Raw genomic sequence first — 26,916 nt, 5'->3', positions numbered from 1 at the left:
TCACACCGCCTTTGCCAATTCGTGCCGCGACATCAATTCGCTCGCCAGGTTTCGATAGGCCACCGCCCCGCGCGAGCTGCTGTCATAGTTGAGCACCGGCATCGCGTAGGAAGGCGCCTCGGAGACCCGCACGTTCCGGGGAATCATCGTACGGAAAACCAGCTCACCCAAGGTCGCGCGCGCATCCGCCTCCACCTGCTGCGAGAGATTGTTCCGCACGTCATACATCGTGAGAACGATCCCTTCTATCCGCAGGTTTCGATTTGCGCTGAGGCGGATCTCCCGGATCGTCAGCATCAGCTGCGAAAGCCCTTCGAGCGCGAAGAATTCCGCCTGAAGCGGCACCAGCACCGAATGCGATGCGACCATCGCGTTGATGGTCAGCAGGCTAAGGCTGGGCGGGCAGTCGATCAATATATAGTCGAAGCCATAGGTATCGACATCAGGATGTCGTAGCGCGTCATGCAGAAGAAAGCTGCGCTTTTCGGTCGAAACGAGCTCCATATCGGCCGAGGACAGGTCCGTTGTCGCTGGACAGAGGTAAAGACCGTCGATTTCCGTCTTGTGCAAGACTGACGAAACCGGCGCATCCTCGATCAATAGATCATAGGTCGTCAGTTCGCGGTCATCAGGTTCGATTCCGAGCCCCGTCGACGCGTTCCCCTGCGGATCCAGGTCGATAAGAAGCACCTTCCGCCCGGCCTCAACGAGCCCGGCAGCGAGGTTGATCGCCGTTGTCGTCTTGCCCACGCCGCCCTTCTGGTTCGCAATCGCAATAATTTTCGGTTCGTTTGCGCGAATTGGGTCAGACACGCTCGGCTCCGTGGATTTTCAGGACAACACTGTTTGGATCACTGAGGCTTTCGATCGCCTCGTGGTCAAAGGACCAGCTTTCCCGCGCCTGCGCAAGTTCTTCCTGCCAGCGTGCGCCTTTCGGAAAGAGAGCCGTCCCGTCCGGCTTCAGATGTGGAGCGGTGAATTCCAACAATTTTGGCAGGCTAGCGAGAGCACGGGCAGAAACGACGTCCGCGTCCAGCGGAGCGATTTCTTCGATTCTCTGCGCGATAACGCGGGTATTGAGCGACAATTCGCGACTGACCGTCGACAGAAAAGCAGATTTGCGAAGATCCGACTCGACGAGAACCACTTGCCTCTCGGGCTTTTTTTCTGCTGACAAAACCGCGATCATCAGGCCGGGAAACCCTCCCCCTGCCCCGAAATCCGCCCATATCTGCGCATTTTCAGGCGCCATCGCGAATATTTGGGCCGAATCGAGGAAGTGGCGCGACCACATATCCTCCAAGGTCGATTTCGCGACGAGGTTGATCGCCGGGTTCCATTTCTTCAGGAGGACTTCGTAGGCTAGGAGCTTATCCAGTGTTTCACGTGAAACATCGAATCGCTCCGCAAATTCCTCGGCTTCGGGCGTCGTCATGCAGAGCGTTCCCGCTTTGACTGCCGCAGGCGCGCTAAGATCAAGGTTAGCGCAGCCGGCGTCACTCCATCTATACGCCCCGCCTGACCTAAAGTCTTGGGCATCGCGCGCTGAAGCTTCCCCTTCAGCTCGTTCGAAAGCCCTTGCAAAGAATCGAAATCGAAATCTTCGGGGATTTCCCAGCCCTCATCGCGCTTGAGAGAGGCCGCGTCGACCTCCTGACGCGCCACGTAATTCGCGTAAAGCGCATCGATCGACAATTGCCGCGCGGCATCTTCGGAAAGATTTTTCAGTTCCGGAAGCGCCTCCTGCAAAGCGGGCATTGTGATATCCGGGAAGGACAAGAGATCGAACGCCGTCCGGCGAGTCCCATCCTCGTTAACCTTGAACCCCTTCTCCTTCGCTTCCTTCGGCGTAAGCGAAATCGACCGCAATAATTCGCCTCCAGCCGCAAGCTCGGCGGACTTTTTTTCAAACTGCACACGGCGCGCTTCGCCAACGCAGCCAATCTCGATCCCCATCCCGGTCAGACGTTGGTCGGCGTTATCAGCCCGAAGCGACAGGCGGAATTCGGCGCGCGAGGTAAACATCCGGTAAGGTTCGGTAACGCCGCGTGAGGTCAGGTCGTCAATCATCACGCCGATATAGCTTGAGGTCCGGCTGAATTGCACCGGTTCGCCCGACTTGGCGGAAGACGCCGCATTCAACCCCGCGACCAAACCTTGGGCGGCGGCTTCCTCATATCCTGTGGTTCCGTTTATCTGTCCCGCAAGATATAGGCCGGGCACGGCGCGCAACTGCAGCGTCCCGTCCAGTGCCCGCGGATCGACATAGTCATATTCGATCGCGTAACCGGGTTGCAGAATCTTCGCATTTTCCAGGCCAAAGATCGAATGGACGTAATCTTCCTGAACATCGACAGGTAGCGAAGTCGAAATTCCGTTCGGATAGACCGTATCGTCGTCCAGCCCTTCCGGTTCAAGAAAGATCTGATGCGAATCCTTGTCGGCAAAACGGACGACCTTGTCTTCGATAGACGGGCAATAGCGAGGGCCAACCCCAGAAATATGCCCGCCATACATTGCTGAGCGGTCGAGATTGCCCCGGATGATGTCGTGAGTCTGCCCATTCGTATGGGTGATCCCGCAGGAGATCTGCCGCACTTCGGGCGACCGGTTAAGGAAGGAAAACATCACCGGATCATCATCGCCCGGCTGGCTCTCCAATTTTTCCCAAGCGATCGTCTTCCCATCCAGCCGCGGCGGCGTACCGGTTTTCAGACGGCCCATCGGCAGTTCCATCGCATAAAGCCGCTCTGCGAGTGCACGCGACGGCCGATCCCCGATGCGACCTCCTGGACGCTGCTGATCGCCGATATGAATCACCCCATTCAGGAACGTTCCCGAAGTCAGGATCGCCGAATGACAGCTAAGCGCTACGCCATCTGCAAGCATCACGCCGGTCACACGACCGCTTTTGACGCTCAGGTCGGTCACCTCCCCTTCGATCACCTCAAGATTGGGTTGCGCCGCAGTCGCCCTCTGGGCGGCCTCACGGTAGAGTTTACGATCCGCCTGAGCGCGGGGACCCTGTACCGCTGGCCCTTTACGTCGGTTAAGAAGGCGAAATTGAATCCCCGCCGCATCGGCTAGCCGCCCCATAACGCCATCCATCGCGTCGATCTCGCGCACCAAATGGCCTTTTCCAAGCCCACCAATCGCGGGATTGCACGACATTACCCCGATCGCATCAGCGCGCAGGGTCACCAAGGCCACCTGCACGCCCATCCGGGCGGCGGCGTGGGCTGCCTCGGTTCCGGCGTGCCCGCCTCCGATCACGATGACGTCGTAATGTTTCACGTGAAACACTCCTTACTTTCCGATGCAGAAGCTCGAGAAAATTTCGTCCAACAGGTTCTCGACATCCACCCGCCCGAGCAACGCTTCCAGCGCCCAAGCTGCTTGGCGCAGTGATTCCGCAGCCAGCTCGCTCCGGTCGGACCCGCGCAATACCTCATCTCGCGCCGATTCCAAAGCCCCGAATGCACGTTGCATTGCAACCCGGTGTCGCTCGCGCGTCATCACACCGGCGCCCTCCCCAAGCCCGGACAGCCTTTCTTCGATTGCGGAGATAAGTTCTGCCAGACCTGCTCCTGTTTTCCCGGACACGTTCAGCCCGTCATGCTCGGCGATATCCGATTTGCCATGCACCACCAGATCGCCCGGTTCCGGCGCGATCAAAGGAACTTCTTCGCCGTCGAGCAGGAACACGCGCAGGTCGGATTGCCGGGCGCGTTCCAGAGCCCGCTCCACCCCAATCGCTTCCACGACATCGTCGGTTTCGCGCAGGCCAGCGGTGTCGAGCAAGGTCACCGCCTGCCCGCCGATCTCCATTCGCACCTCGATGACGTCGCGCGTCGTGCCTGCGACTTCAGAGGTGATGGCGGCTTCGCGCCCTGCGAGCGCGTTGAGTAAGGTTGATTTCCCGGCATTCGGACGCCCGACAATCGCGACCTCAAACCCTTCGCGGATCCGTTCTGCCGCACCGATCCGGCGTAACTCATCGCGAATTCCGGCTGCGACCGCGTCGATCAGCTCCAACACCTCGGGCGAAACATCGACCGGAACTTCCTCATCAGCGAAGTCGATCGTCGCCTCGACCAATGCCCCCGCCCGGATCAGTTTCGCCCGCCAATCCTCGACCAGAGCGCCAACCGCGCCTGACAAAACCTTCAACGCTTGTTTGCGCTGCGCCTCTGTCTCAGCCTCGATCAGATCGGAAAGTCCTTCGACCTGTGCCAGATCGAGCCGTTCGTTCTCCAACGCCCGCCGGGTAAATTCACCAGGTTCTGCAAGCCGCAACCCGTCGATCCATCCAAGCGCACGCAAGACAGCCGAGACCGTCGCGATCGCCCCGTGGATATGCAGTTCCGCGACCTCCTCGCCGGTAAAGCTGGCCCCATTCTCAAAGCACAGCACCACCGCCTCGTCGAGTTCCTCACCCGCGAGCCGCAGCCTGCGCAGCCCGGCGATGCGCGGTTCCGGCAAGGTTCCCGCCAGTTCCCGCGCCGCAAACCAGGCTTGCGGTCCTGAAATACGAATGACGGCCACGCCCGCTTTTCCGCGGGCCGTGGCCAGAGCATAGATCGTGTCCATAGCAATCCTCTTCCGAGCGGAAGATAGGACGGCCTCAGCCGTTCATCGAGTCGAAGAATTCCGAGTTCGTCTTGGTCTGCTTGAGCTTCGAGATCAGGAACTCGATCGCATCGGTCGTACCCATCGGATTCAGGATGCGGCGCAGAAGGTACGTTTTCTGAAGATCCTTCTGGTCGACGAGCAGATCCTCTTTCCGGGTGCCGGATTTGAGGATGTCCATCGCCGGGAAGACACGCTTGTCGGCAACCTTGCGGTCCAGCACAATCTCCGAGTTACCGGTGCCCTTGAATTCTTCGAAGATGACTTCGTCCATCCGCGAGCCGGTATCGATCAGCGCGGTCGCAATAATGGTCAGCGAGCCGCCCTCTTCGATGTTCCGCGCAGCCCCGAAGAACCGCTTCGGACGCTGCAGCGCATTCGCGTCGACACCACCGGTCAGCACCTTGCCCGAGCTCGGAACGACGGTGTTGAAGGCGCGGCCCAAACGGGTAATAGAATCCAGCAAAATAACGACATCGCGCTTATGCTCGACGAGGCGCTTGGCCTTTTCGATGACCATGTCGGACACCGCAACGTGGCGCGTCGCCGGTTCATCGAAGGTCGAAGAGATCACCTCGCCCTTCACCGATCGCTGCATGTCGGTGACTTCTTCCGGTCGTTCGTCGATCAGCAGAACGATCAGGTAGCATTCCGGGTGGTTACGCTCGATCGAGGTCGCGATGTTCTGCAGCAGAACCGTCTTACCGGTCCGCGGCGGGGCGACGATCAGCGAACGCTGGCCTTTCCCGATCGGCGCGACGAGGTCGATGATCCGGGCCGAACGGTCCTTGATCGTCGGATCCTCGATTTCCATCTTCAGGCGCTCATCGGGATAGAGCGGCGTGAGGTTGTCGAAAGCGACCTTGTGGCGCGCCCTCTCCGGCTCCTCGAAGTTGATCCGCTCAACCTTCGTTAACGCGAAATACCGCTCGTTCTCGCCGGGGGCGCGGATCACGCCTTCGACGGTATCGCCGGTGCGCAGGCTGTGCTGGCGGATCATGTCGGGCGAGACGTAGATATCGTCGGGACCCGGCAGATAGTTCGCCTCGGTCGAACGCAGGAAGCCGAAACCATCCTGCAGAACTTCGAGGACGCCATCGCCACCGATGACCCAATCATCCTCGGCATGCTCCTTCAGGATCGAGAACATCATCTCACCCTTGCGCATGGTCGAGGCGTTTTCGATCTCCCATTCTTCGGCCAGCGCCAGAAGTTCCTTCGGGCTCTTGGCTTTCAAGTCGGAGAGATTGAGGCGTTCATCGCTCATCGGATTACCTGCAGCTGGCGCCTCACCAGAGCGATGGGCGCAAAGATTCGTCTTGTCTCAGAAAAACCGGTCGGCCAGAACGGCCGGGGCTTGGCGAGGCAGATAAGCGCAAAGCGTCGCTGAGTCAACGAAAGTCAGAATTTCACGATCACCGACGCGACGATAACGATCATGAAGATCGTCGGGATCTCGTTCATCATGCGGTAGTAGCGCCCGCTGCGGTTCGCCCTGCCCTCTGCAAGCGCCTTGCGTTCCTTCGCGCACCACATGTGGAACCAGGTCATGCCGAGAACGGCGGCTGCCTTCGTCCACGGCCAGATGCTCGACCAATCGACGATCCCCGGCGTGAAGACCAGCATCAGGCCGAAGAGCCAGCTCGCGATCATCCCCGGGTTCATGATGGCCTTGAGAAGAAGCCGTTCCTGATGCCGGAACAGAAGCTCCTGATCGCTATCGCGTTCCATGCCCGCCTTGTTCAGCCCCTCGACGTGGTAAACGTAAAGCCGCGGCAAATAAAACAAGGCCGCCATCCATGTGATGATCGCCATCACGTGGAACGCTTTGATCCACAAATACCATGTGCTCAGGAAATCGGTCATCTCGCCTCCGGCTGACAGCTGCCATCATCTTCAAAAAAGATTCTTTAAAGAAAAAGATGATGATGATGTAGGGCCTGTTGATGATGTGGATTAACACTTTATCAAGAGTTTCTCCACAGGCGGAAAACATCTGGTGGGAAGGAATCTTTCGGCTGGCTAGTTTCTCCTAAAACATTGATACTGCGTGCTTATGTCTCGAAGAGTCTCAACGTCATCCTGTGGATAACTCTTTGGAGAAAATTGTGAAGTCCCCACCGTGTCCCCAACGGCTCGAATCCGAATTCCACAGGTGGACAAGTTTCGTAAATCTGCCATGAAACGTGCCGATCCGGTGGAGTAATCCGCCGATCCGCGTTATGCCCAATTCGACCCCGAGACTTCTGCGCCTGCTTATCCACAAGTTCATGAACATCCTCCTTGCCTCCGCTTCAGAAATCCGCGCGCAGCTTCTGCGCAACGCCGGTCTGTCGGTGACGGTCGCGCCCGCGCGCATCGACGAAGACACGATCAGGCGGAGTTTGGAGGTCGAAGAGGCAAAGCCGCGCGATGTCGCGGACCTTCTCGCCGAGATGAAGGCTGCGAAACTGTCGGCGCGCCATCCCGGAGAACTGGTGATCGGCGCGGATCAGGTTCTGGAGCTTAAAGGCACGGTCTTGTCGAAGCCGGAGACACCGGAGGACGCGAAATCGCAGTTGCGTGCCCTCTCCGGCCAAACCCACAAACTGCTTTCCGCGATGGTTGCGATCCGGGATGGCGAGCCGCTTTGGCGTCATGTGTGCGAAGTGCGTCTAACGATGCATGAGCTTACTGCGCCCTTCATCGACGATTACGTCGCCCGGAACTGGGAGAGCATTCGCTGGTCCGTGGGTAGCTACAAGCTCGAGGAGGAAGGCGTGCGTCTTTTCTCCCGCGTCCAAGGCGATTATTTTGCCGTCCTGGGCCTTCCCTTGATCGAATTCCTTAACTGGCTTCATGCCCGAGGAGATTTCACGACATGACGGATCATCCGCGCATTCCCCTCGCTGGCGTCATCGGATCGCCGGTTGCGCATTCGCGCTCGCCGCTCCTGTTCCGCACCTGGTTTGCAGAATACGGGATCGAAGGGTTCTATGTTCCGATGGATGTGGCCAGTGACGATCTGGAAACCGTGCTTCGGACCTTGCCCAAGGCGGGGTTCGTCGGCACGAATGTGACGATCCCGCACAAGATCCGCGCGCTCGAGATTGCCGATGTCATCTCCGATCGCGCGGCCCTTATCGGCGCTGCGAATACCTTGGTGTTCCGCCCGGATGGCAAGATTTACGCAGATAATACAGATGGTTACGGTTTCATCGCTAATCTGAGGCAGAATGCGCCGAACTGGGACCCGAAGTCTGGCCCGGCTGCCGTTCTCGGCGCAGGCGGGGCCGCGCGCGCCATCGTCGCTTCGCTTCTGGAAAGCGGAGCGCCGGAAATACGTATCTCGAACCGGACGCGGGCGCGCGCCGATGCGCTGCGTCAGGAATTCGGGGCGCGTCTGGTCGTTTACGATTGGGTGCGGGCGGGCAATATGCTCGAAGATGCGGCGACGGTGGTGAACACGACGTCGCTCGGTATGATAGGCAAGTCGGAGTTTCGCGTTCCGCTCGATGCATTGCGTCCCAGCGCGACTTGCTGTGATCTCGTGTATACACCCCTTAAGACCAAATTTCTCACCGAGGCCGAAGACGCGGGATGCACCGTGGTCGACGGGCTTGGCATGCTTTTGCATCAAGCCGTCCCGGGATTTGAGCGTTGGTTCGGCCAGCGCCCGGAAGTCGGTGAAACCGTCCGCAACGCGGTGCTCGGGGGATGAGCAAGCCTTTCCTGCTCGGTCTGACCGGCTCCATCGGGATGGGGAAATCCACGACCGCCGCGATGTTCGCCGAGGCCGGCGTGCCCGTGTGGGATGCGGATCAGACGGTGCATGATCTCTATGCGAAGGATGGTGCGGCCGTTGCGCCGATCGCCGCTGCTTTTCCCTCTGCGATCAAGGCGGGCGCAGTGGATCGGGTGGAGCTGAAAAAACTGCTCGCGAACGACAAAACGGCTCTAAACCGCGTTGAAGAGATCGTTCACCCACTCACGACGGCCTCTCGTAGCCAGTTCATCGCGGATCACTCAGAGGCGGATCTGATCCTCCTCGACATCCCTCTTTTGTTCGAAACCGGGGCTGATGCTGCTTGCGATGCCACTCTTGTCGTTTCCGCGCCGGCGGAGGTTCAGCGCGCGCGCGTCCTGGAGCGGCCCGAGATGACCGAGGCGCAGCTCGATTTCATCCTGTCGCGACAGATGCCGGACGCAGAGAAACGCCGCCGCGCGACCTTCATCATCGAAACCGTCGATCTTGAGCAGACCCGCCAAGATGTGCGAAACCTGATCGCGCAGATCAGGGGTGAGCAAAATGCGTGAAATCGTTCTCGATACCGAAACCACGGGTTTCGAGCCGGAAGACGGCGATCGGATCGTCGAGATCGGCGCGGTTGAGCTGTTCAATCACATGCCCACCGGTAACACCTATCACCAATACATTAACCCCGAGCGCTCGATGCCGCAGGAAGCCTTCCAAGTGCATGGCTTGGGCGACGAATTCCTGTCGGACAAGCCCAAATTCGCCCAGATCGGCCTCGATTTCCTGAATTTCATCGGCACGGACTCGGTCCTCGTGATCCACAACGCCAAGTTCGACATGAAATTTCTGAATGCCGAGCTTCGCTGGGCCGGAATGCCTCTGATCCCGGATGAACGCGCGCTCGATACGCTCGCGATGGCACGGCGTAGATTTCCTGGCTCGCCGGCGACGCTCGACGCGCTCTGCCGTCGCTTCGGCATCGACAACTCGTCGCGGACTTTGCACGGCGCACTGCTCGACAGTGAGATTTTGGCTGAGGTCTACCTCGAGCTGATTGGCGGTCGGCAGCCGGGCTTTGGACTGCAACCCGTTGAAACCGGTCAGAAATTGCAAGCCGGCGCAAATCAAGGCTGGCGTCCGAAGCCCCGTCCGGAGCCCCTGCCCCCACGTTTGACTGCTGAAGAAGCCGAAGCCCATGCTGCCTTTGTCGCCAAGCTGGGAGAAGCGGCGATCTGGAACCGTTACGACTGACGTCGGCGCCTTTTCTATCAAAATAAACAAGTTTCCCATTTAACCGAGCGTCAACCTCCCTTAAATCGGGGGCTTCTTAGGGAGAGAGCGGGAGTACCGTCCATGCTGGACCTGACTGAAATGCGTGCCACGCTGGCCGAGACCTATGATCTTGCGCCGTCCATCGAGCTGGCCGAGGAGATGCACGAGATCCACGCAAAGATGGATCGCGTTATCCCCCTTCCGGATTTCGCGCGTTACGCGCCGTATATCCGCGCAATCAACCAGTTGAAGAGAGAGAAGAACGCGGTAATTCTTGCTCACAACTACATGACGCCGGAAATCTACCACGGCGTGGCAGATGTAGTAGGTGATAGTCTGCAGCTTGCTATCGAAGCGACCAAAGTTCAGGCGGGCACGATCGTCCAATGCGGCGTGCACTTCATGGCCGAAACGTCAAAAATCCTGAACCCGGCCAAGACCATCCTGATCCCAGATATGAAAGCCGGCTGCTCGCTGGCGGAGTCGATCACCGCTGACGGCATTGCGGAGATGCGCTCGAAATACCCGGGCGCGCCCGTGGTAAGCTACGTTAACACAACAGCCGAGGTGAAAGCCGCGTCCGACATCTGCTGCACCTCGTCCAACGCCGCGCAGATCGTGCGGGCGATGGAGAGTGACACGGTCATCATGACCCCGGACCAGTACCTTGCGCAGAACGTGGCGAACGAGGTTCCCGAGAAGAATGTGGTTTGGTGGGAAGGTTCGTGCATCGTCCACGAGCAGTACACTGCCAAGGATATCAGTGACTTCCGCGCGATGCACCCAAATACCCGGATCATCGCGCACCCGGAATGCCCGCCGGACGTTGTCGCGGCCTCCGATTTCTCGGGCTCGACGTCGGGGATCATTAAATACGTCGAAACCAACAAGCCGAAAGAGGCCATGTTGGTGACGGAATGCTCGATGGCATCCAACATCGCCGACGCGCTACCGGAAGTAGATTTTGTGGGTCCGTGCAATATGTGCCCCTACATGAAGAAAATCACGCTCGAAAAAATCCTGTGGTCGCTGCATACCGGGACCGAAGAAGTGATCGTCGACCCGCAGATTGCCGAGAAAGCGCGCGTCGCGGTCGAGCGGATGATCGAACTCTCCCGGACGCTGGCGAAGTGATCGAAACGCAGCGGATCGTCATCGTCGGCGCGGGCTTGGGCGCACTTTACGCGGCCCTAAGCCTCGCGCCCCGCCCCGTTCTCATCATCTCGCCGGAAACTCTGGGCGAAGGCGCATCATCGGCTTGGGCCCAGGGGGGTGTCGCGGCGGCGATGTCGGTCAGCGACACGCCTGCGGCGCATGCACGCGACACGATGATCGCCGGAGCAGGCACTGTTTCACCGCAAATCGCCCATTTGGTCACCGAAGAAGCACGTCAGCACATCCTCGCATTGACCGAACTCGGAACGCCCTTCGATCGCGATCTCGAGGGCGACTACGTGATGTCGCGCGAGGCAGCGCACAGTCACGCGCGGGTCGTCCGGGTGAAAGGCGATCAGGCGGGTCGCGAGATCATGCAAACTCTCGTCGCGGCAGTCCGGCAGGCACCCTCGGTTCAGGTTCTCGAAGGCGTCCTGGCCACGTATCTGGAGACCGAAGACGACCGCGTGACCGGCGTGTGGATCGAACGCGCATTTGAGCCTTCAGGGCCCGTTCTGATCAAAAGCCCGGCGGTTTTGCTTGCGGGCGGCGGGTCCGGCGGGCTGTTCTCCGTTACGACAAACCCGCCTCGGATCCGTGGGCAGGTCATCGGGATGGCTGCGCGCGCTGGCGCGCGGATCGCCGATCCAGAATTCGTACAGTTCCACCCGACCGCGATCGCCAGTGGCGAAGATCCTGCTCCGCTCGCGACCGAAGCGCTGCGCGGTGAAGGTGCAATACTCGTTAACGCGGATGGCGAGCGCTTCATGCTCTCCGTTCATCCCGACGCGGAGCTTGCTCCGCGCGATATTGTGGCGCGGGCGGTTTACCTGGAGCGACAGGCCGGGCGCGAACCCGCTTTGGATACGCGTGCAGCCCTAGGGGCTGAAGTCCTGACCCGCTTCCCCGCCGTTGCCGAAGCCTGCGAACGGGCCGGAATAGACCCTGTTTCCGGCGTCATCCCCGTTGCGCCGGCCGCACATTATCATATGGGCGGAGTCGATACCGATACGGAGGGACGCAGTTCGCTCGACCGGCTCTGGGTTTGCGGCGAGGCCTCGTCGACCGGGCTGCATGGCGCGAACCGCCTGGCGTCGAACGGGTTGCTTGAGGCTTTGGTTTTCGCACGGATTTGCGCTGTCGGTATCGCTGCTGAGCTTGGAGATATCGCCGACGCTGAGCCGGTAACCCCCGCGTTTCCCGACGGCGATGTCCCGGTGAACGAGGCAGCCGTGCAGGTGCTGCGCAACGCGATGACCGATGGTGTCGGTGTCGTGCGCGATGCGGAGGGATTGAAGGCGGCCCTGCGCGTCATTGCGAAGATCGAGGCGGAGGCCCGAACGGAAACGATGCGGAACATGACCGCTACGGCCACGTTGATCGCTGCAGCGGCGCTTGCGCGCCAAGAGAGCCGCGGCGGCCATTTCCGTTCCGATTTTCCGGACATGGACCCAAAATTGGCGAAAAGAACGAAAATCACGCTGGAGGAGGCGCTGAAAATTCGCGCCGCAGCCCTGGAGGACTGACATGTTGCCCGATTTGCTGATCGAACCAATTGTCCGCGCCGCGCTGGTCGAAGACCTTTCGCCGATGGGCGACGCGACGACGAAGGCGGTGATTCCGGCGGGCAAGACCTATTCCGCGCGACTGAAAGCGCGGGAAGATGGCGTCGCTTCAGGTATGCAGGTCGCGGCGATGGCGTTTCGACTGGTCGATCCGACGTTGCGCGTCTCGATACTGATCGCGGATGGCAAACCGTGCCAAGCCGGGGAGACCTTGTTGACGGTCGATGGCTCGGCCGCGTCGATCCTGATGGCGGAGCGGGTGGCGCTGAATTTCGCGGGACGCCTCAGCGGGATTGCCACGAAAACCGCGCGCTTCGTCGCGAAAACCGAAGGCACGAAGGCGCGTATCACTTGCACCCGGAAGACCACCCCGGGTCTACGCGCGCTCGAGAAAGCAGCGGTGACCCATGGCGGCGGTTTCAACCATCGTTACGGCCTGTCGGACGCGATCCTGATCAAGGATAACCATATTGCGGCCGCCGGGAGCGTGCGCGCGGTGCTCGAAGCAGCGAAAACGGCGCGCAGCCACATGATGCGGATCGAGCTGGAAGTCGACACGTTGCGCCAGATGGAAGAGGCGCTGAAAATCGGTGGCGCCGATGTCATCCTGCTCGACAATATGGACAGCGCGGAGCTGCGTGCGGCCGTGGCGCTTAATGCGGGCCGCGTCGTACTGGAAGCCTCGGGGAACATGACGCTCGAGCGGATTGCCGAAGTGGCAGCGACCGGCGTGGATTACATCTCTTCCGGTGCGCTCACCCATTCGGCGCGGACGCTCGATCTGGGCCTCGATTTCTGAGAATTCAGCCGAGATAGTCTCTGAATTCGGCGCGAACGGCCTCGTAGACCGAGCGTTTGAAGGGGACGATCTTCTCGACCAGTTCGTCGAAGGGCATCCACTGCCAGACCGAAAATTCGGGATGGTCCGTGTCGATGCGCACCTGATCGTCGGAGCCGAGGAAGCGCATCAGGAACCATTTCTGCTCCTGCCCGCGCCAGCGACCGTTCCAGATTTTCGGCACAAGATCGTGCGGCAGGTCGTAGCGTACCCAATCGGAGGTTTTCGCGACGATTTCGACGAGATCGGGGTTCACCCCGGTTTCTTCTTCCAGCTCGCGCAGTGCGGCTTCTTTCGGCTTTTCACCCTTGTCGATCCCGCCCTGCGGCATCTGCCAGGCCGGTCCAGGATTGTCGATGCGCTGGCCCGCGAAGACGAGGCCCGCGGGGTTCATCAGAACGACGCCGACATTGCGGCGGTAAGGAAGTTTAACGATTTCTTCGGGAGTCATATGAAAAAGGGGCCCGAAGGCCCCTTCCCCTCAATTCTGCTGCGTGTCGGTTTTGCTGTCGGCGCTCGGCGCTTCGGCTTGCTGCGTCGACGCGGTGTCAGCCTTGGCTTCCGGCGCGATGGCCGAGAGGCCTTTGATCAGGTCAATCGCGTAGGACATCTGGAAATCTTCCATCCGGCGCTTCGCGGCCTCTTCGGCTTTCGCGCGCTCGTCCTCGGCCTGTTTCTTCTCGTCCTCGGTCATCGAGTCGTTGGTGATTGCACCTTTCAGATCGGCCTCGGAGGTCATCTTGCGGGCTTTGTCGCCTTCAGCGGCCGCCTTATCCTGCGATTTCGGCTGATCGGGCTGCGGCACGACAACGTCGGGAGCAATGCCCAGCGACTGAATCGAACGACCCGACGGCGTGTAGTAGCGCGCGGTGGTCAGACGCATCGCGCCCTCGCCCTGGATCGGCATGACCGTCTGGACCGAGCCTTTGCCGAAGCTCTTGGTGCCGACGACGATCGCGCGGTGATGATCCTGCAGCGCGCCGGTCACGATTTCCGAAGCCGACGCCGAGCCGCCGTTGATTAGCACGACGATCGGCTTGCCGTCGGCCATGTCGCCCGCGGTCGCGTTGAAGCGCTCGCTATCCTGCGGGTTCCGACCGCGGGTGGAGACGATCTCACCCTTGTCGAGGAACGCATCCGCCGTCTTGATCGCCTGCGTCAGAAGACCGCCGGGGTTGTTGCGCAAGTCGATGATGAAGCCGTCGACCTTGTCCATGCCGCCGACCTCTTTCACCTGCTCCTTGATCGAGGATTCGAGGTTCGGGAAGGTCTGGTCGTTGAAGGTGGTGATGCGCAGAATGACGGTATCGCCGTCATGGCGCCCCTTCACGGCGGTCAGCTTGATCGTGTCGCGGGTCAGCGTGACGTCGAACGGATCCTGCTCGCCTTCGCGGACGATGGTCACGGTGATGTCCGAGCCGACCGGCCCACGCATCTTGTCGACTGCCTGATCGAGCGGGATACCCATCAGGGACTCGCCATCGACCGCGGTGATGAAATCGCCGGACTGAATGCCGGCTTCGGCCGCGGGCGTACCGTCCATCGGCGAAACCACCTTCACGAAGCCGTCTTCCTGCGTGACCTCGATACCGAGACCGCCGAACGAACCGCGCGTCTGCACGCGCATATCGCTGTAATCGGAGGGCGGCAGGTAGCTGGAATGCGGGTCGAGAGAGCTGAGCATGCCGTTGATTGCGGCTTCGATCAGCTTCTTGCTATCGACCGGCTCGACATAGTCCTGGCGGATCTTCTCGAAGATGTCGCCGAACAGGTCCAGCTGCTGGTAGACGGTTTCGTTGCGTTTCGTTTCCTCGGCCATCAGCGGCGCCGCGACTTGCGTGGACAGAAGCGCGCCCGCAAGCGTCCCGCCAACCGCTGCCATCATGAACTTTTTCATACTCAACCCTTGTCGTCTTTTGTCTGGATGAACCACGGCGTCGGGTCCACGGGCTTGCCGCCCTCTCTCAGTTCCAAATAAAGCGTCTCGCTGCGATCTGCACCAGCGCCATCTGTCGCCGCCTGCACGAATTCCTTGCCGAATTCCTTCGCTCCCGGCTGAATTCCGCCCATCAAGCCGATGGGCGTGCCCTTTGGCAGCACGTCTCCGACCTCACCATAGACGGTTCCGAGGCCCGCAAGAACCAGAAGATATCCATCTGCGGGTTCGAGGACCATCACATTTCCGTAGTCGAGCAAGGGACCGCGGTATCGGATCGTCGCAGCCCAAGGCGTCGTGACCAGAGATCCCGGCTCACTGGCAATCACGAGGCCGGGACGTTTGATCCCTGCCGCATCCGGTTCGTTGAAGCCACGCAGCACCGAGCCGATAACCGGCAAGTTCAGCGTGCCCTTTGCGCCCGCGAAATCCCCGCGCGGCGGACCGATATCGTTTTCCATATCGCTCAACCCGGTCGCGAAGCCTTCGAGCGTATCGGCGCTTTGCACCAGCGCGGTCAGCTCCTCGGGTTCCTCGAGATAGCGCTGCGGCAGCTTTTCGCGGCGCTCGGAAATGGCCTCCGACAGCGCTGTGCGGGCCTTGGTCACCGAGACCATCCCCTTTTCGAGCGTCTCGCGCGCGTTTTCCTGCAGTTTGCGCAGGGTCGCAATTTCCTCAAGGTGGACGCTCAGCTTCTGCGCCTCGTCCTGCAAGGCGGGCGCGACCGAGGACAGTACCATCCCGGACCGCGCCGAGCCTTCGGGACCGGACGGATGCAGCAGCAGCAGCGGCCCGTCGGATTGCTGCATGGTCGACATGACCGCCAGCAAACTGCCAAGCTCTTCGCGTTTCGCGTCGAAGCCTTGCTTGATCTCGCGCTCGCGGATCGCTGCGCGGCGCAACCCGTCGCGCAGCGCGCTCAGCCCTTGTTCATAGGCATGGATCGTTTTCGTTAGTGCTGCAATGCGATCCGACTTCGACTGCGCCGCGTCGAGCGCGGTGATCGCCTTGCGCAGATCGGCCGAGGCCTTGAGTGCGGCGTCGCCCGATCCGTCCGCCCAAAGCGGCCCGGCCGAGATCAGAAGAGCTGCGAGTGCGGCGCGGATCACGATACGATCAGGCTCTTTCCGGTCATTTCTTCGGGTTGATCGATCTGCATCAGGTCCAGTAGCGTCGGCGCGAGATCCGCAAGCCGTCCGTCGCGCAGCTTGGCGCCCTCCGGCCCGCCAACCAGCGAGACCGGCACGAGGTTCGTGGTATGCGCGGTGTGCGGACCGCCGGTTTCCGGATCGATCATGGTTTCACAATTGCCGTGATCGGCGGTGATGATCATCGCGCCGCCCGCAGCCTCCAGCGCCTCGACGACGCGGCCGATATCGTGGTCGATCTCTTCCACCGCAGCGATCGCGGCTTTCAGCGAGCCGGTATGGCCGACCATATCGGGGTTGGCGTAGTTCACGATGATCAGGTCGTACCCGGTCTCGATCGCCTCGACGAACTTGTCGGTGACTTCCGGCGCGCTCATCTCGGGCTGCAGGTCATAGGTCGCGACCTTGGGCGATTTCGGCATGTAGCGGTCTTCGCCTTCCCACGGCTCTTCCTTGCCGCCGTTGAGGAAGAAGGTGACGTGCGGATATTTCTCTGTCTCCGCCAAGTGGAATTGGCTAAGCCCTTGTTTTGATATCCACTCTCCGAGCGTGTTTACGATTTCGCGCTTCGGATAGGCGGTCTTCATATAGGCGTTATGCTTGTCGGAATACTCGACCATCCCCAGCAGCGCCGCCCATTTCGGACGCGTTCCCGTCTCGAATTCCGAGAAGTCCGGCTCGCCGATCGCGCGCAGGATTTCGCGCGCGCGGTCGGCGCGGAAGTTGAGGCAGAAGAAGCCATCGCCATCCTTTGCGCCCTCGTAATCGCCAATCACGGTGGGCTTGATGAACTCGTCCATCTCGTCCTTGTCGTAGCTGGCTTCGACCGCGGCCACGGCGGTGTCTGCCCCCTGCCCTTTGCCGTTGATCATCGCGTCATAGGCAAGGCCGACGCGGTCCCAGCGGTTGTCGCGGTCCATCGCGTAATAGCGGCCATCGACGGTGACGACGGTGCAGCCCTCGGGGAGCCGGTCGCAAAGATCCGAAACGAAGGACTTCGCGCTATCGGGGGCGACATCGCGCCCGTCGGTGATCGCGTGGATCAGCACGGGGACGCCTGCCTCCGAGACCATTTTCGCCGCAGCGAGCGTATGTTCGATATGGCCGTGCACACCACCATCCGAGATGACGCCCATCAGATGCGCGCGCCCGCCGCTCTCTTTCATCGTGTCGATGAAGGACAAGATCGCCTGGTTCTCGAAGAAAGAGCCATCCTCGATCGCCAGATCAATCTGGCCCAGATCCATCGCCACCACCCGTCCCGCGCCGATATTGGTGTGGCCGACCTCGGAATTGCCCATCTGACCGCTCGGCAGACCGACATCGGGGCCGAAGGTCACCAGCGTCGATTTCGCCGGGTTGTTCCACAGGACACGGTCGAGGTTCGGGGTGTCGGCCAGCAAGGGCGCGTTGCCTTCGCGCTCCTTTCGCTCGCCAAAGCCATCGAGAATGCACAGGACGACGGGTTTCGGGCGGGTCATGGCGGCCTCCTAATCTGTTGCCCCCTCATACGCCTCGCAGGCCGTCGCGGCAACCGGGGGCATGCGAGGCTCAGGCCTGGAACATGATCCGCCGCGCTTTCTTCTCGTAGCTGAGTATCTCGGTCTGTCGCGTGACTTCGAGCAGCGAGGCGAGCGCCGCGTCTGGCTTTTCCATATAGCGCCGGCGCAGGTCCAGCACGACAGCCCCACCGTCCCGGATCACCCGCATCATCAGGTCGAGATAATCGCCGATCGGATAATGAAAGCCGCAGGAAATCAAGCTGGTGACAAGATCGCCCGTGACTCCGTCCAGCGCCTCAGGCTGCTTGACCGGGTTGAGTGTCTCGACCGCGCGGGCGCCATTGTCGCGCAGGAACGCTGCTGCGGCGTCGAGCGAGGCATAGCCTGCACCGGTATCGCTCCAGAAATGATATTGCTCCGGGGTTTCCTCGATATCGATCAGGGTCACGGCGCAATCGTAATCCTTGATCAGCAATGCGTCGTTGAGCCCCTGCCCACAGCCGATGTCGACCACATGGGTCGGACGGCGGCCGGTTTCCTCGAGCGTCTTGCGCAGCGGTAGATACTCGGTGAAGACCTCGGCGAGCGCGCCGCGAAAGATCTCCTCGTTGCGGGTCTCGACTTCTTCGAACGCGGGCCCCCTGTCACCGTCTTCCCAAGCCTTTCGCGCAGTGCCGGAAATCTGGCGCGTGCGCTGGAACCCCAGTAGCATCATTGCCTCGCGGGAAATGGACGCGCCGGATATGTTCATGTCTCGAAGAGTATTCATCGGGCCTGACCTGCTGCACATCATTTTCGGACGCAGCGTAACGTCGTCGTGATGCGGTGCAAGCTGTCGATCAGACGCGGTGATAGGGTGTGCCGGCGATGATCTGTCCGGCGCGGTAAATCTGTTCGGTCAGCATGACGCGGGCCAGCATATGCGGCCAGACCATCTTGCCGAAGGAGATGGAAAACTCGGCGCGGCTGCGCAGGGCCCGGTCGATCCCGTCCGCACCGCCGATCACGAAAGCCACGTCGCGCGCCTGATCGCGCCAGCCTTGCAGTTTCGTGGCGAATTCCGGCGATGAGATCAGGCTGCCGCGTTCGTCAAGGGTGACGATGACCGATCCCTCGGGAATGGCGCGGCTGAGCAACTCTGCTTCCGCGCCCTGCCCCAAGCCTTTCTTGTCTTCGACCTCGACGACGGAAGCCGGGCCGAGCCCGAAGGCGCGCCCGGATTTCTCGAAGCGTTTCAGGTAGTCGTCGATCAGCTCGCGCTCGGGCCCCTTGCGCAAGCGGCCCACCGCGCAGATCGTGATCTTCATGCAGCCGAACTCAGACGGGGGCGCCCGCAGGCATCCACATCTTTTCCAGCTGATAAAACTCGCGCACTTCCGGGCGGAAGACGTGAACGATGACGTCGGAGCTGTCGATCAGCACCCAGTCGCCCTGATCCTTGCCCTCGACTTTGCAAGCCCGGTCGAATTCGTGCTTCAGCCGCTCGGTCAGGTTTTCGGCTATGGCACTGACCTGACGCGTGCTGCGCCCGGAACAGACAACCATATAGTCGCCGATCGAGGACCGACCGCGCAGGTCGATGGTCACGATATCTTCGGCCTTGTCGTCTTCGAGGGAAGAGATGACGCGCGCGAGGATTTCTTCGCTCGTCGCTTCGGCGTTGACGGCCCGTGTATTCATGGCCGCTGCCTTTGTGCCGGCATCACTCGGCACGAGGGAAAGATGAGACAGGACATGGTCCTCCAGATGTTACGCGCCACAATAGTCCCGGCGCTGGACGTCTTTCAAAAGTAGCATTCCGCAGGTCCGATTTCAATTTTCCTGCGGCGAATTTTCGCTATGCGTTTCCGGAGCCTGTTGCAAGTCAAGCTGTGACCCTTCGAGCACGCGCACTTCGCGCTGCGGGAACGGGATCGAAATGCCGTTCGCCTTGAACGTATCCCAGAGCGCGAGAAACACTTGGCCGCGCACATTGGTCAGTCCCTCGACCGGGTCGGTGATCCAGAACCGCAGGAGGTAATCGACCGAACTGTTGCCGAAACCGGTCACGTGGCAAACCGTCGGGCGGTTCTTCAGAACGCGGTTCACCGATTGCGCGGCCTCCACCGCGAGCTTGCGCACCAGATGCGGGTCGTCGTGATAGGAGGTGCCGAAGGGCAGGTCGATCCGGACGAATTCGTTGGAATGGGACCAGTTGACCACCTGCCCCGTGATCAGGTCTTCATTCGGGATCAGGTATTCCTTGCCGTCGCGCGTGACGACCGAGACATAGCGCGCGCCCAGCGAATTGATCCAGCCGAAGGTTTCGCCAAGGCTGATCACGTCGCCGGGCTTGATCGATTTATCCAGCAGGATGATCACGCCCGAGACGAGGTTTGACACGACTTTCTGCAGACCGAAGCCAAGGCCCACGCCGATCGCACCGGACAGAACCGCAAGCCCGGTCAGGTCGAAGCCTACCGCCTTGATCCCGATGAACAGCGCCGCGCCGTAAAGCAGAACCTGCATCACCTTGATGACCAGCTCCGACATCGACGGGCTGATATCCTCGTTGGTCCGCAGCCGCGCCGAGGTCTGCCCAGAGATGATCCGCGCCACCGACAGGAGGATCGTCGTCAGCACCAGTGCCTTGAGAACCCCGTAGGCCGTGATGCGGAAATCACCGAATTCGACCGCGGTCCCGTTCAAGAGCCGCACCGTTTCGTCCCAAAGCCCGAGGTAATAGAGCGTGACCCAGATCCACGCGCCCCAGCGCACGATACCGCGCAGGAGCGCATTTCGGATCAGCCGCGCGACGAGGCCGACGACGAGCCATGCCGTGACGAGCGTGGCGGCCAGCACCACGAGGAAGCGCCAGGAATAAAAACCCTTGGTTGCCTCGAGCACGAACACCGACGCCCATGCGAACACGATGAAGAGAAATCCGCGCAGACGCTTCCGGAGCAGGATCAGCCAGCGAAGCTGACGGGTCGAGAGCTCACGCCTCCGCCCCCAGTCGTCGACTTTCGGCGCGAGCCAGATGCGCCCGAGATGGGCCAGCGCAAAACACGCTGCGATGATCCCGAATTGCCAGAGCCGCGAGGGCAAGACCATAGAATTGAGGAAGATTTCGATCTGCGCCCAGATCGAACTCAAAATCTTGACGATGTCCCCGTTCGCGAAATCCATGGAAATGACGTTAGCCCGGTTTTGCGATCAGGCCAAACACGGACTCTTCGATTGCCTCAGCGCCGGATTCGCCGTATTTAGCGCCCCATGACACTCGTTTTCGACATGGATGATCGCGCCCGCCTCCGCGAGCGCTTCTACGGCGAAAGCCGCTCGGTGCTGGCACGACTTTGATGCTCTGCGCCCGCGGGCGCATATCTGCGCCTGCTGTCCCATGTCTGACAAACGGCCGTTTTATAGGCCAGCCATCCAAAGAAAGTGAGAGCCATGTCTGCTCCGAAGACCCTCTATGACAAGATCTGGGACGCGCATGTCGTGTCCGAAGACGAAGACGGCACCAGCCTGCTCTATATCGACCGCCACCTCGTCCACGAAGTGACCTCGCCGCAAGCCTTCGAAGGGCTGCGCATGGCGGGCCGCAAGGTGCGCGCGCCGGAGAAAACCATCGCCGTACCGGATCACAACGTGCCGACCACGCTCGACCGCGCGAAGGGGATCGAGAACGAGGAAAGCCGGATTCAGGTCGATGCGCTCGACAAGAACGCCAAGGACTTCGGGGTGAACTATTACCCGGTCTCCGACGTGCGTCAGGGCATCGTGCACATCGTCGGTCCTGAACAGGGCTGGACGCTGCCGGGCATGACGGTCGTCTGCGGCGACAGCCACACCGCGACCCATGGCGCGTTCGGTGCGCTCGCTCACGGCATCGGTACCTCGGAAGTGGAGCATGTTCTGGCGACCCAGACGCTGATCCAGTCGAAGTCGAAGAACATGAAGGTCGAGATCACCGGCAAGCTGCGTCCGGGCGTCACCGCCAAGGACATCACGCTGTCGGTCATCGGCGCGACCGGCACTGCCGGCGGCACTGGTCATGTCATCGAATATTGCGGCGAAGCGATCCGCGAGCTGTCGATGGAAGGCCGCATGACCGTCTGCAACATGGCGATCGAAGGCGGCGCGCGCGCTGGCCTCATCGCGCCGGACGAGAAGACCTTCGAATACGTCAAAGGCCGGGCTCACGCTCCGAAAGGCGCGCAATGGGAGGCGGCTCTGCATTGGTGGAAGCAGCTCTACACCGACGAGGGCGCGCATTTCGACAAGGTCGTCACCATCAAGGCCGAAGAGATCGAGCCCGTCGTGACCTGGGGCACTTCGCCCGAGGACGTGCTGCCGATCTCGGGCTCCGTGCCCGCGCCGGAAGACTTCAAGGGCGGTAAGGTCGAAGCGGCCAAGCGCGCGCTCGACTACATGGGCCTCGAAGCGGGCACCAAGCTGACTGACATCAAGATCGACGTGGTCTTCATCGGCTCGTGCACCAACGGCCGGATCGAGGATCTGCGCGCCGCCGCCGAAGTCGTCAAAGGCCGCAAGCTGGCCGACGGCGTCCGCGCGATGGTCGTGCCGGGCTCGGGTCTCGTGCGGGCTCAGGCCGAAGAAGAGGGTCTGGACAAGATCTTCCTCGACGCCGGGTTCGAATGGCGCATGGCGGGCTGCTCGATGTGTCTCGCGATGAACCCCGACCAGCTGGCAGAGGGCGAGCGTTGCGCGTCGACCTCGAACCGTAACTTCGAGGGGCGTCAGGGCTACAAGGGCCGCACCCATCTGATGAGCCCGGCCATGGCCGCCGCCGCTGCCGTCACCGGTCATCTGACGGATGTTCGGAAGCTGATGGAAATGGAAGACGCGTAAGGAGCGACGAGAATGGAAAAGTTCGAAAAAGTTACCGGGATCGCCGCGCCCATGCCGCTGGTCAATATCGACACCGATATGATCATCCCCAAGGGTTTCCTGAAAACCATCAAGCGTACCGGGCTCGGCGTGCATGCGTTCGACGAGATGCGTTACGACCGTCAGGGCAACGAGAACCCCGACTTCGTTCTCAACAAGCCGCAATATCGGGAAGCGCAGATCCTCGTGGTCGGCGACAACTTCGGCTGCGGCTCCTCGCGTGAGCACGCCCCGTGGGCGCTCGCCGATTTCGGCATCAAGGTGATCATCTCGACCTCCTTCGCCGACATCTTCTACAACAACTCGTTCAAGAACGGGATGTTGCCGATCGTGCTGCCGCAGGAGCAGGTCGATATCCTGATGAAGGATGCGGAGAAGGGTTCGAACGCACGGATGACCGTCGATCTCGAGAACCAGGAGATCACGACCTCGGAAGGCGAGACGATCAAGTTCGATGTCGACGCTTTCAAGAAGCATTGCCTGCTCGAAGGTCTCGACGATATCGGCCTGACGCTTGAAAAGGCCGCAGCCATCGACAGCTTCGAGACGCAGATGCATCAGGCGCGTCCTTGGGTGTAATCCCCGATACCATAAGAACAGGAAAAGCCGCCCCGACCCGGGCGGCTTTTTTCGTGAGGAGGGGGCGCGGGAACGCACCGCCCGTGGTATCGTTCATCATTTGACGTAGACCGAGAGGATGATGCGATGCGCGTTTCGACCCTGTTTCTGATGACCGGCCTCGTGCTGATTGTTCTCGGCGTCGCGGCCATCACGAATCCCTTCGCGACCTCTCTGGCCCTGACTACCTTCGTGGGCATACTGTTCCTGATTGCCGGGGTGGTGCAGGCGTGGCTCGCCTTCAACGACCGAGACGGGGCGCATCGCGCGTGGCACGGGCTGATCGCGCTTCTCAATATCGTCGTCGGCGTCTGGCTGATCGCCGATCCGATGTCCGGCACGGTCTCGCTCGCAGCGGTGGTCGGCGTGCTCTTCCTGCTGATGGGGGCGTTGCGCCTGCTGATCGGCCTGCGCCTCGCGGCGCCGCGTCTGCGCTGGATGCTGGTCCTGTCGGGCGCGGTTTCGATCCTTCTCGGGCTTTTGATCTTCGCGGCCTTCGATCAGATCGCGACGCAGATCCTCGGGCTTTTGCTGGGCATCCAGCTTCTCGCGGATGGTGTCGGTCTTGCCGCAATCGGCTTTGCCAGTCGCGACTCCTGAGGGCTTTTGACCGGCTAAGCCCTTGATCCACAAAATATGGTTCCGCTCCCTAGTTTGCCACAATTTTGCACCTTTATTGATGCAATGTCGCACCAGGTCTTTCCAGAAAACGCCCGAATACGGCAGAGAGTCTGAAAACAGTATTTGCTTGGATCGGGAACTTGGGCAAAATCATGGCAAGTTTGAGGCAGCGGGTCACATTTGGCGCGCGTCTTGCGGGTAAAAGGATCGGCAATGTATCGAATCCGACCGCAGGGAAGGGTAGGGTAACTGTGTTTTCACGTCTCTCAGGGGCGCTCTTTCGCGCGATCCTCGTTGCGGTGGTGATTTGCATCCCCGCGCTCATACTGCCCGATACCAGTAGCGACACCGCCCAGATCGTGGCGTTGATGGCGCTGTTCGGATTTGCGCTGACCCTGTTCGAATACGCCTCGGTCTATCCCGGTCTGATCGAGTTTCGCGATGCGCCGCCCTTCAACCGCATTCGGTTCATGTCGCTGTTTCTAACCGTCGGCCTGCTCTCTCTTGCGGTACAGTCGCAATATCACGCATCGACCCTGACCCGGTTGATCGAGGTTCTAGGCACTACGGTCGCAAGCTCCATCGACGTGCCTTACAGCCCCGTGCGCCTATTGCAGCTCGCGCTTCCGGCGGATGCCTCTTTGCATCAGGTCGCGCTGGTGCGCACCGCGGCGGGGATGGCCTACCTGATCTCGCTGCTGACCCTCGGCTATTTCGTCATCGTCATGCGGATCATGGGCTGGCCGCAGGCGCATACCAAATTCAACGTCTGGGTAAATCTGCCGACCTTCGACCCCACCGCGGGCGGCGACGTGGTCGAGCGCCTGCGCCGCGACGCGTGGTTCAACATTGCACTCGGATTTCTTTTACCCTTCCTTATTCCGGCGGTGCTCAAACTCGTTTCGGTCAGTTTCGTGATCGTGACGCTGGAGGTGCCACACACGATGATCTGGATGGTGACGGCATGGGCCTTCCTTCCCGCAAGCCTGTTCATGCGCGGCATCGCGCTGGCCCGGGTCGCGCAAATGATCGAGAACAAGCGTCTCGCCTCCGGGGCGAGCGACTACTTGCCGGCCTGATCGCGCTCTGTTTCGCGCAGCCCGCCACGGCCGAGACTCTGCGCGTGGCGACATGGGATGCGGGGCTGTCGCGCCGGGGTCCGGGTCTTCTTATGAAAGATATCCGCAAAGGCGAGGCGCAGGTCGCGGCGGCGACGCGGATCGTGGACACGATCGCGCCGGACGTTCTGCTGCTGACCGGGATCGACTGGGATCTCGACGGGCTGTCGCTGGAGGCGCTGAACGAACGCCTCGCGCAGCCCTATCCGCACCTTTTCGCGCCGCGCCCCAATAGCGGCTGGCCGAGCGGGGCCGATCTCGACGGCAACGGAAAGCTAGGCGAAGCGCGGGATGCCCAAGGCTACGGACGATTTCCGGGGCAGGGCGGCATGGCGCTTCTGTCGCGTTATCCGATCGAGGCCGACCGTGTGCGCGACTTCTCCAGGATGCTGTGGAAGGACCTGCCCGACGGGAGGATCGCCGGGGCGGAGCTGTTGCCCGACGCGATGGCGGTACAGCGCCTCAGTTCGACGGGGCATTGGGACGTGCCGCTCAAGTTGCCGTCGGGCGAGCGCCTTCATCTTCTGGCCTTCTCCGCGACGCCGCCGGTGTTCGATGGGCCGGAAGATCGCAACGGACGCCGCAATCGTGATGAGATCGCCTTCTGGCTGCGCTATCTGGATGGGGAGCTCGACGCGCTGCCGCCCGAAGCGCCGGTGATCCTGATGGGCGACGCCAACCTCGACCCGAAGGACGGGGAGGGGCGGCGCGATGCGCTCGATTTGCTGCTGAACGGTCCGCATTTCCAAGACCCCCAGCCGCGGAGCGCGGGGGCGAAAGCTGCGGCGGATCCTGATCATAGGGGCGACTCGAGCCTTGATACCGCCGATTACGACGGCCCGGGTAACCTACGGCTCGACTACGTTCTGCCGTCGAATGATCTGCATGTAGAGGCGGCGGGCGTCGTCTGGCCCGAGCCAGGCGCGCCCTTGGCGGAGGCGGCACGCGCCGCCTCGCGTCACAAGATGGTCTGGCTCGACATTGTATTGCCCTGATCGGGCACGACCTTGAGGCCCCGGATATAGAGATGCTCGAACACCACGCGCTGCAGCGTCTTCGGCGTGAATTCCGGGAAGCGTGCGTGGAAATCGGTGCCGTCGATTTCGTGGCTCATGTCGAACAGGTAGCGCATCTCGCGTAGTTCGCGTGCCAGTTCCCACGCGGGCGATGCGAGCAGAAGCGCCGTCCACGGGAATTTCTTGATCGAGATGTCGCGCCCCATCTGGCGGGAGAATTCCTCGGCCAGCTCGCGAACGGAGAACCGGGTTCCGGGGAACCCGAGATCGAGAAGACCGGGCGAGTGATCTTCGGTCTCGGCAAGTTGCACCGCGACACGCGTCATGTCCTCGAGATCGGCGTAGACGCGCTGCGCATCGGGCTTGCCGAGCGCGGTGATCTTGCCCTTGCGCAAATCCTTCAGCATCACCCGGTTGAGTAGCGTATCGGGCGCCTCGGCATTGATGAAATCGCCGCCGCGCAGGATCACGACCGAACGGCCCTCCTCGGCATGGGCGCGATAGCGCGCCTCCATCTCGGCGCGGATATTGCCCTTGCGGGTGCAGGCGTGATGCGGGGTCGAGGCGCTCCACGGAGACGGCTCGCGCCCGTAAACATAGACGTTGCCCGGCACCATCACCGATGCGCCGCTATCGCGCGACGCGGTCAGAACCTGCTTGGTGATCTGCGGGATCTGGTTCGCCCAGTCGTGGTAATTCGGCGGGTTCATCGCATTCACGATCCACCGCGCGCCGCGCGCCGCGATCGCCATATCGGTGCCCCGGCGATAGCGATCGACGTCCCAGCCAGCCGCTCGAAAGGACCGTGCCGCAGCTGATCCGAACAAACCGCCCATTCCCAGGATCAGTACCCTGCGATTCATTTC

At 61.2% G+C, this 26,916-nt stretch carries 27 protein-coding genes; 12 read left to right on the top strand and 15 right to left on the bottom strand.

Translation table 11 applies throughout. From position 1 onward, the window contains the following. The 6 genes from B6V75_RS12875 to B6V75_RS12850 all read right to left on the bottom strand — a co-directional run bounded on the left by B6V75_RS12875 (position 1) and on the right by B6V75_RS12850 (position 6,495). Positions 1-813 (bottom strand): AAA family ATPase, encoded by an 813-nt coding sequence (locus B6V75_RS12875; RefSeq protein ID WP_075776728.1) that lies wholly within the window; start codon positions 811-813, stop codon positions 1-3. Continuing rightward, the gene (gene rsmG / locus B6V75_RS12870) at positions 806-1,435 is read right to left on the bottom strand and encodes a 16S rRNA (guanine(527)-N(7))-methyltransferase RsmG (RefSeq protein ID WP_075776729.1); all 630 of its coding nucleotides are present in this window, start codon (positions 1,433-1,435) and stop codon (positions 806-808) included. Before rsmG ends, B6V75_RS12875 begins: the two co-directional genes overlap by 8 nt. Beyond that, positions 1,432-3,294, bottom strand: a complete 1,863-nt coding sequence (mnmG, locus tag B6V75_RS12865) for a tRNA uridine-5-carboxymethylaminomethyl(34) synthesis enzyme MnmG (RefSeq protein WP_088720047.1) — start codon at positions 3,292-3,294, stop codon at positions 1,432-1,434. The genes rsmG and mnmG overlap by 4 nt, the downstream gene beginning before the upstream one ends. A gap of 12 nt (positions 3,295-3,306) precedes the next feature. Further along, positions 3,307-4,590 carry a tRNA uridine-5-carboxymethylaminomethyl(34) synthesis GTPase MnmE gene (gene mnmE, locus B6V75_RS12860; protein WP_088719948.1) on the bottom strand — a complete coding sequence of 428 codons (1,284 nt, stop codon included), beginning with the start codon at positions 4,588-4,590 and terminating at the stop codon, positions 3,307-3,309. Positions 4,591-4,624: 34 nt separating this feature from the next. Further along, on the bottom strand, positions 4,625-5,896 hold the full coding sequence (gene rho / locus B6V75_RS12855; protein WP_075776732.1) for a transcription termination factor Rho: 1,272 nt from the start codon (positions 5,894-5,896) through the stop codon (positions 4,625-4,627). A gap of 134 nt (positions 5,897-6,030) precedes the next feature. Further along, positions 6,031-6,495: a CopD family protein gene (locus tag B6V75_RS12850; protein ID WP_088719947.1), complete on the bottom strand. Its 465-nt coding sequence runs from the start codon at positions 6,493-6,495 to the stop codon at positions 6,031-6,033. Between the two features lie 356 nt (positions 6,496-6,851). Here B6V75_RS12850 and B6V75_RS12845 point away from each other — a divergent pair, with 356 nt between their 5' ends. From B6V75_RS12845 to nadC, 7 genes are all read left to right on the top strand, one after another. Then, positions 6,852-7,493, top strand: a complete 642-nt coding sequence (locus B6V75_RS12845; RefSeq protein WP_240496961.1) for a Maf family protein — start codon at positions 6,852-6,854, stop codon at positions 7,491-7,493. Beyond that, positions 7,490-8,329 (top strand): shikimate dehydrogenase, encoded by an 840-nt coding sequence (locus tag B6V75_RS12840; protein WP_075776734.1) that lies wholly within the window; start codon positions 7,490-7,492, stop codon positions 8,327-8,329. Before B6V75_RS12845 ends, B6V75_RS12840 begins: the two co-directional genes overlap by 4 nt. Further along, positions 8,326-8,925, top strand: coding sequence for a dephospho-CoA kinase (coaE, locus tag B6V75_RS12835; RefSeq protein ID WP_075776735.1), 600 nt, complete (start codon positions 8,326-8,328; stop codon positions 8,923-8,925). Before B6V75_RS12840 ends, coaE begins: the two co-directional genes overlap by 4 nt. Next, the gene (gene dnaQ / locus B6V75_RS12830) at positions 8,918-9,616 is read left to right on the top strand and encodes a DNA polymerase III subunit epsilon (protein WP_088719946.1); all 699 of its coding nucleotides are present in this window, start codon (positions 8,918-8,920) and stop codon (positions 9,614-9,616) included. Before coaE ends, dnaQ begins: the two co-directional genes overlap by 8 nt. Positions 9,617-9,718: 102 nt before the next feature. Further along, positions 9,719-10,771, top strand: coding sequence for a quinolinate synthase NadA (gene nadA / locus B6V75_RS12825; RefSeq protein WP_088719945.1), 1,053 nt, complete (start codon positions 9,719-9,721; stop codon positions 10,769-10,771). Continuing rightward, complete coding sequence (locus tag B6V75_RS12820) at positions 10,768-12,318, top strand: L-aspartate oxidase (RefSeq protein ID WP_075776738.1); 1,551 nt, start codon at positions 10,768-10,770, stop codon at positions 12,316-12,318. Before nadA ends, B6V75_RS12820 begins: the two co-directional genes overlap by 4 nt. 1 nt (position 12,319) lies before the next feature. Then, positions 12,320-13,156, top strand: coding sequence for a carboxylating nicotinate-nucleotide diphosphorylase (gene nadC / locus B6V75_RS12815; protein WP_088719944.1), 837 nt, complete (start codon positions 12,320-12,322; stop codon positions 13,154-13,156). Positions 13,157-13,160: 4 nt separating this feature from the next. Here nadC and B6V75_RS12810 read toward each other — a convergent pair whose 3' ends face one another. The 8 genes from B6V75_RS12810 to B6V75_RS12775 all read right to left on the bottom strand — a co-directional run bounded on the left by B6V75_RS12810 (position 13,161) and on the right by B6V75_RS12775 (position 20,949). Further along, a complete protein-coding gene (locus B6V75_RS12810; protein WP_088719943.1) occupies positions 13,161-13,646 on the bottom strand; it encodes an RNA pyrophosphohydrolase in 486 nt (161 codons plus the stop codon). 30 nt (positions 13,647-13,676) lie between these two features. Further along, entirely contained in the window at positions 13,677-15,092 is a 1,416-nt protein-coding gene (locus B6V75_RS12805) for a S41 family peptidase (protein ID WP_088719942.1), read from the bottom strand. A gap of 2 nt (positions 15,093-15,094) precedes the next feature. After that, positions 15,095-16,240, bottom strand: a complete 1,146-nt coding sequence (locus B6V75_RS12800) for a peptidoglycan DD-metalloendopeptidase family protein (RefSeq protein WP_075776741.1) — start codon at positions 16,238-16,240, stop codon at positions 15,095-15,097. Beyond that, positions 16,237-17,760 carry a 2,3-bisphosphoglycerate-independent phosphoglycerate mutase gene (gene gpmI / locus B6V75_RS12795; protein WP_088719941.1) on the bottom strand — a complete coding sequence of 508 codons (1,524 nt, stop codon included), beginning with the start codon at positions 17,758-17,760 and terminating at the stop codon, positions 16,237-16,239. Before gpmI ends, B6V75_RS12800 begins: the two co-directional genes overlap by 4 nt. A gap of 70 nt (positions 17,761-17,830) precedes the next feature. Further along, positions 17,831-18,493, bottom strand: a complete 663-nt coding sequence (locus B6V75_RS12790; protein ID WP_146735138.1) for a class I SAM-dependent methyltransferase — start codon at positions 18,491-18,493, stop codon at positions 17,831-17,833. 127 nt (positions 18,494-18,620) lie between these two features. Further along, a complete protein-coding gene (gene rlmH, locus B6V75_RS12785; RefSeq protein ID WP_088719939.1) occupies positions 18,621-19,088 on the bottom strand; it encodes a 23S rRNA (pseudouridine(1915)-N(3))-methyltransferase RlmH in 468 nt (155 codons plus the stop codon). 10 nt (positions 19,089-19,098) lie between these two features. Then, positions 19,099-19,461 carry a ribosome silencing factor gene (gene rsfS, locus B6V75_RS12780; protein WP_075776745.1) on the bottom strand — a complete coding sequence of 121 codons (363 nt, stop codon included), beginning with the start codon at positions 19,459-19,461 and terminating at the stop codon, positions 19,099-19,101. Between the two features lie 132 nt (positions 19,462-19,593). Continuing rightward, complete coding sequence (locus tag B6V75_RS12775) at positions 19,594-20,949, bottom strand: mechanosensitive ion channel domain-containing protein (protein ID WP_075776746.1); 1,356 nt, start codon at positions 20,947-20,949, stop codon at positions 19,594-19,596. A gap of 267 nt (positions 20,950-21,216) precedes the next feature. Between B6V75_RS12775 and leuC the strand changes: the two genes are divergently transcribed. From leuC to B6V75_RS12750, 5 genes are all read left to right on the top strand, one after another. Further along, positions 21,217-22,638, top strand: a complete 1,422-nt coding sequence (gene leuC, locus B6V75_RS12770) for a 3-isopropylmalate dehydratase large subunit (protein ID WP_075776747.1) — start codon at positions 21,217-21,219, stop codon at positions 22,636-22,638. A 12-nt stretch (positions 22,639-22,650) separates the two neighbouring features. Continuing rightward, on the top strand, positions 22,651-23,256 hold the full coding sequence (gene leuD / locus B6V75_RS12765) for a 3-isopropylmalate dehydratase small subunit (protein ID WP_075776748.1): 606 nt from the start codon (positions 22,651-22,653) through the stop codon (positions 23,254-23,256). 126 nt (positions 23,257-23,382) lie between these two features. Then, positions 23,383-23,895 carry a DUF308 domain-containing protein gene (locus B6V75_RS12760; protein WP_088719938.1) on the top strand — a complete coding sequence of 171 codons (513 nt, stop codon included), beginning with the start codon at positions 23,383-23,385 and terminating at the stop codon, positions 23,893-23,895. Positions 23,896-24,167: 272 nt separating this feature from the next. Then, on the top strand, positions 24,168-24,995 hold the full coding sequence (locus tag B6V75_RS12755) for a hypothetical protein (protein ID WP_075776750.1): 828 nt from the start codon (positions 24,168-24,170) through the stop codon (positions 24,993-24,995). A 92-nt stretch (positions 24,996-25,087) separates the two neighbouring features. Continuing rightward, on the top strand, positions 25,088-26,029 hold the full coding sequence (locus tag B6V75_RS12750) for an endonuclease/exonuclease/phosphatase family protein (RefSeq protein WP_240496960.1): 942 nt from the start codon (positions 25,088-25,090) through the stop codon (positions 26,027-26,029). Here the strand turns inward: B6V75_RS12750 and B6V75_RS12745 are convergent. Continuing rightward, entirely contained in the window at positions 25,993-26,913 is a 921-nt protein-coding gene (locus B6V75_RS12745; RefSeq protein WP_075776752.1) for a hypothetical protein, read from the bottom strand. The two genes, B6V75_RS12750 and B6V75_RS12745, sit on opposite strands and share 37 nt — an antisense overlap. Between the last annotated feature and the right edge of the window lie 3 nt (positions 26,914-26,916).

Origin of the sequence: Thioclava sp. F1Mire-8 (genome assembly GCF_002213165.1) — a bacterium.
Classification (GTDB): Bacteria; Pseudomonadota; Alphaproteobacteria; order Rhodobacterales; family Rhodobacteraceae; genus Thioclava; species Thioclava nitratireducens.
The sequence above is the reverse complement of the archived record's forward strand: the minus strand, read 5'-3'. Positions and strand labels throughout refer to the sequence as shown.

Coding starts and splice junctions, on each gene's coding strand:
- rsfS (WP_075776745.1), bottom strand. CDS start 19,461: ATGAATACACGGGCCGTCAACGCCGAAGCGACGAGCGAAGAAATCCTC.
- dnaQ (WP_088719946.1), top strand. CDS start 8,918: ATGCGTGAAATCGTTCTCGATACCGAAACCACGGGTTTCGAGCCGGAA.
- B6V75_RS12775 (WP_075776746.1), bottom strand. CDS start 20,949: ATGGATTTCGCGAACGGGGACATCGTCAAGATTTTGAGTTCGATCTGG.
- B6V75_RS12810 (WP_088719943.1), bottom strand. CDS start 13,646: ATGACTCCCGAAGAAATCGTTAAACTTCCTTACCGCCGCAATGTCGGC.
- rsmG (WP_075776729.1), bottom strand. CDS start 1,435: ATGACGACGCCCGAAGCCGAGGAATTTGCGGAGCGATTCGATGTTTCA.
- gpmI (WP_088719941.1), bottom strand. CDS start 17,760: ATGACCCGCCCGAAACCCGTCGTCCTGTGCATTCTCGATGGCTTTGGC.
- B6V75_RS12845 (WP_240496961.1), top strand. CDS start 6,852: ATGCCCAATTCGACCCCGAGACTTCTGCGCCTGCTTATCCACAAGTTC.
- rho (WP_075776732.1), bottom strand. CDS start 5,896: ATGAGCGATGAACGCCTCAATCTCTCCGACTTGAAAGCCAAGAGCCCG.
- coaE (WP_075776735.1), top strand. CDS start 8,326: ATGAGCAAGCCTTTCCTGCTCGGTCTGACCGGCTCCATCGGGATGGGG.
- B6V75_RS12805 (WP_088719942.1), bottom strand. CDS start 15,092: ATGAAAAAGTTCATGATGGCAGCGGTTGGCGGGACGCTTGCGGGCGCG.
- rlmH (WP_088719939.1), bottom strand. CDS start 19,088: ATGAAGATCACGATCTGCGCGGTGGGCCGCTTGCGCAAGGGGCCCGAG.
- mnmE (WP_088719948.1), bottom strand. CDS start 4,590: ATGGACACGATCTATGCTCTGGCCACGGCCCGCGGAAAAGCGGGCGTG.
- leuD (WP_075776748.1), top strand. CDS start 22,651: ATGGAAAAGTTCGAAAAAGTTACCGGGATCGCCGCGCCCATGCCGCTG.
- B6V75_RS12850 (WP_088719947.1), bottom strand. CDS start 6,495: ATGACCGATTTCCTGAGCACATGGTATTTGTGGATCAAAGCGTTCCAC.
- nadA (WP_088719945.1), top strand. CDS start 9,719: ATGCTGGACCTGACTGAAATGCGTGCCACGCTGGCCGAGACCTATGAT.
- B6V75_RS12750 (WP_240496960.1), top strand. CDS start 25,088: ATGAAAGATATCCGCAAAGGCGAGGCGCAGGTCGCGGCGGCGACGCGG.
- nadC (WP_088719944.1), top strand. CDS start 12,320: ATGTTGCCCGATTTGCTGATCGAACCAATTGTCCGCGCCGCGCTGGTC.
- B6V75_RS12760 (WP_088719938.1), top strand. CDS start 23,383: ATGCGCGTTTCGACCCTGTTTCTGATGACCGGCCTCGTGCTGATTGTT.
- B6V75_RS12840 (WP_075776734.1), top strand. CDS start 7,490: ATGACGGATCATCCGCGCATTCCCCTCGCTGGCGTCATCGGATCGCCG.
- B6V75_RS12790 (WP_146735138.1), bottom strand. CDS start 18,493: ATGCTACTGGGGTTCCAGCGCACGCGCCAGATTTCCGGCACTGCGCGA.
- B6V75_RS12745 (WP_075776752.1), bottom strand. CDS start 26,913: ATGAATCGCAGGGTACTGATCCTGGGAATGGGCGGTTTGTTCGGATCA.
- leuC (WP_075776747.1), top strand. CDS start 21,217: ATGTCTGCTCCGAAGACCCTCTATGACAAGATCTGGGACGCGCATGTC.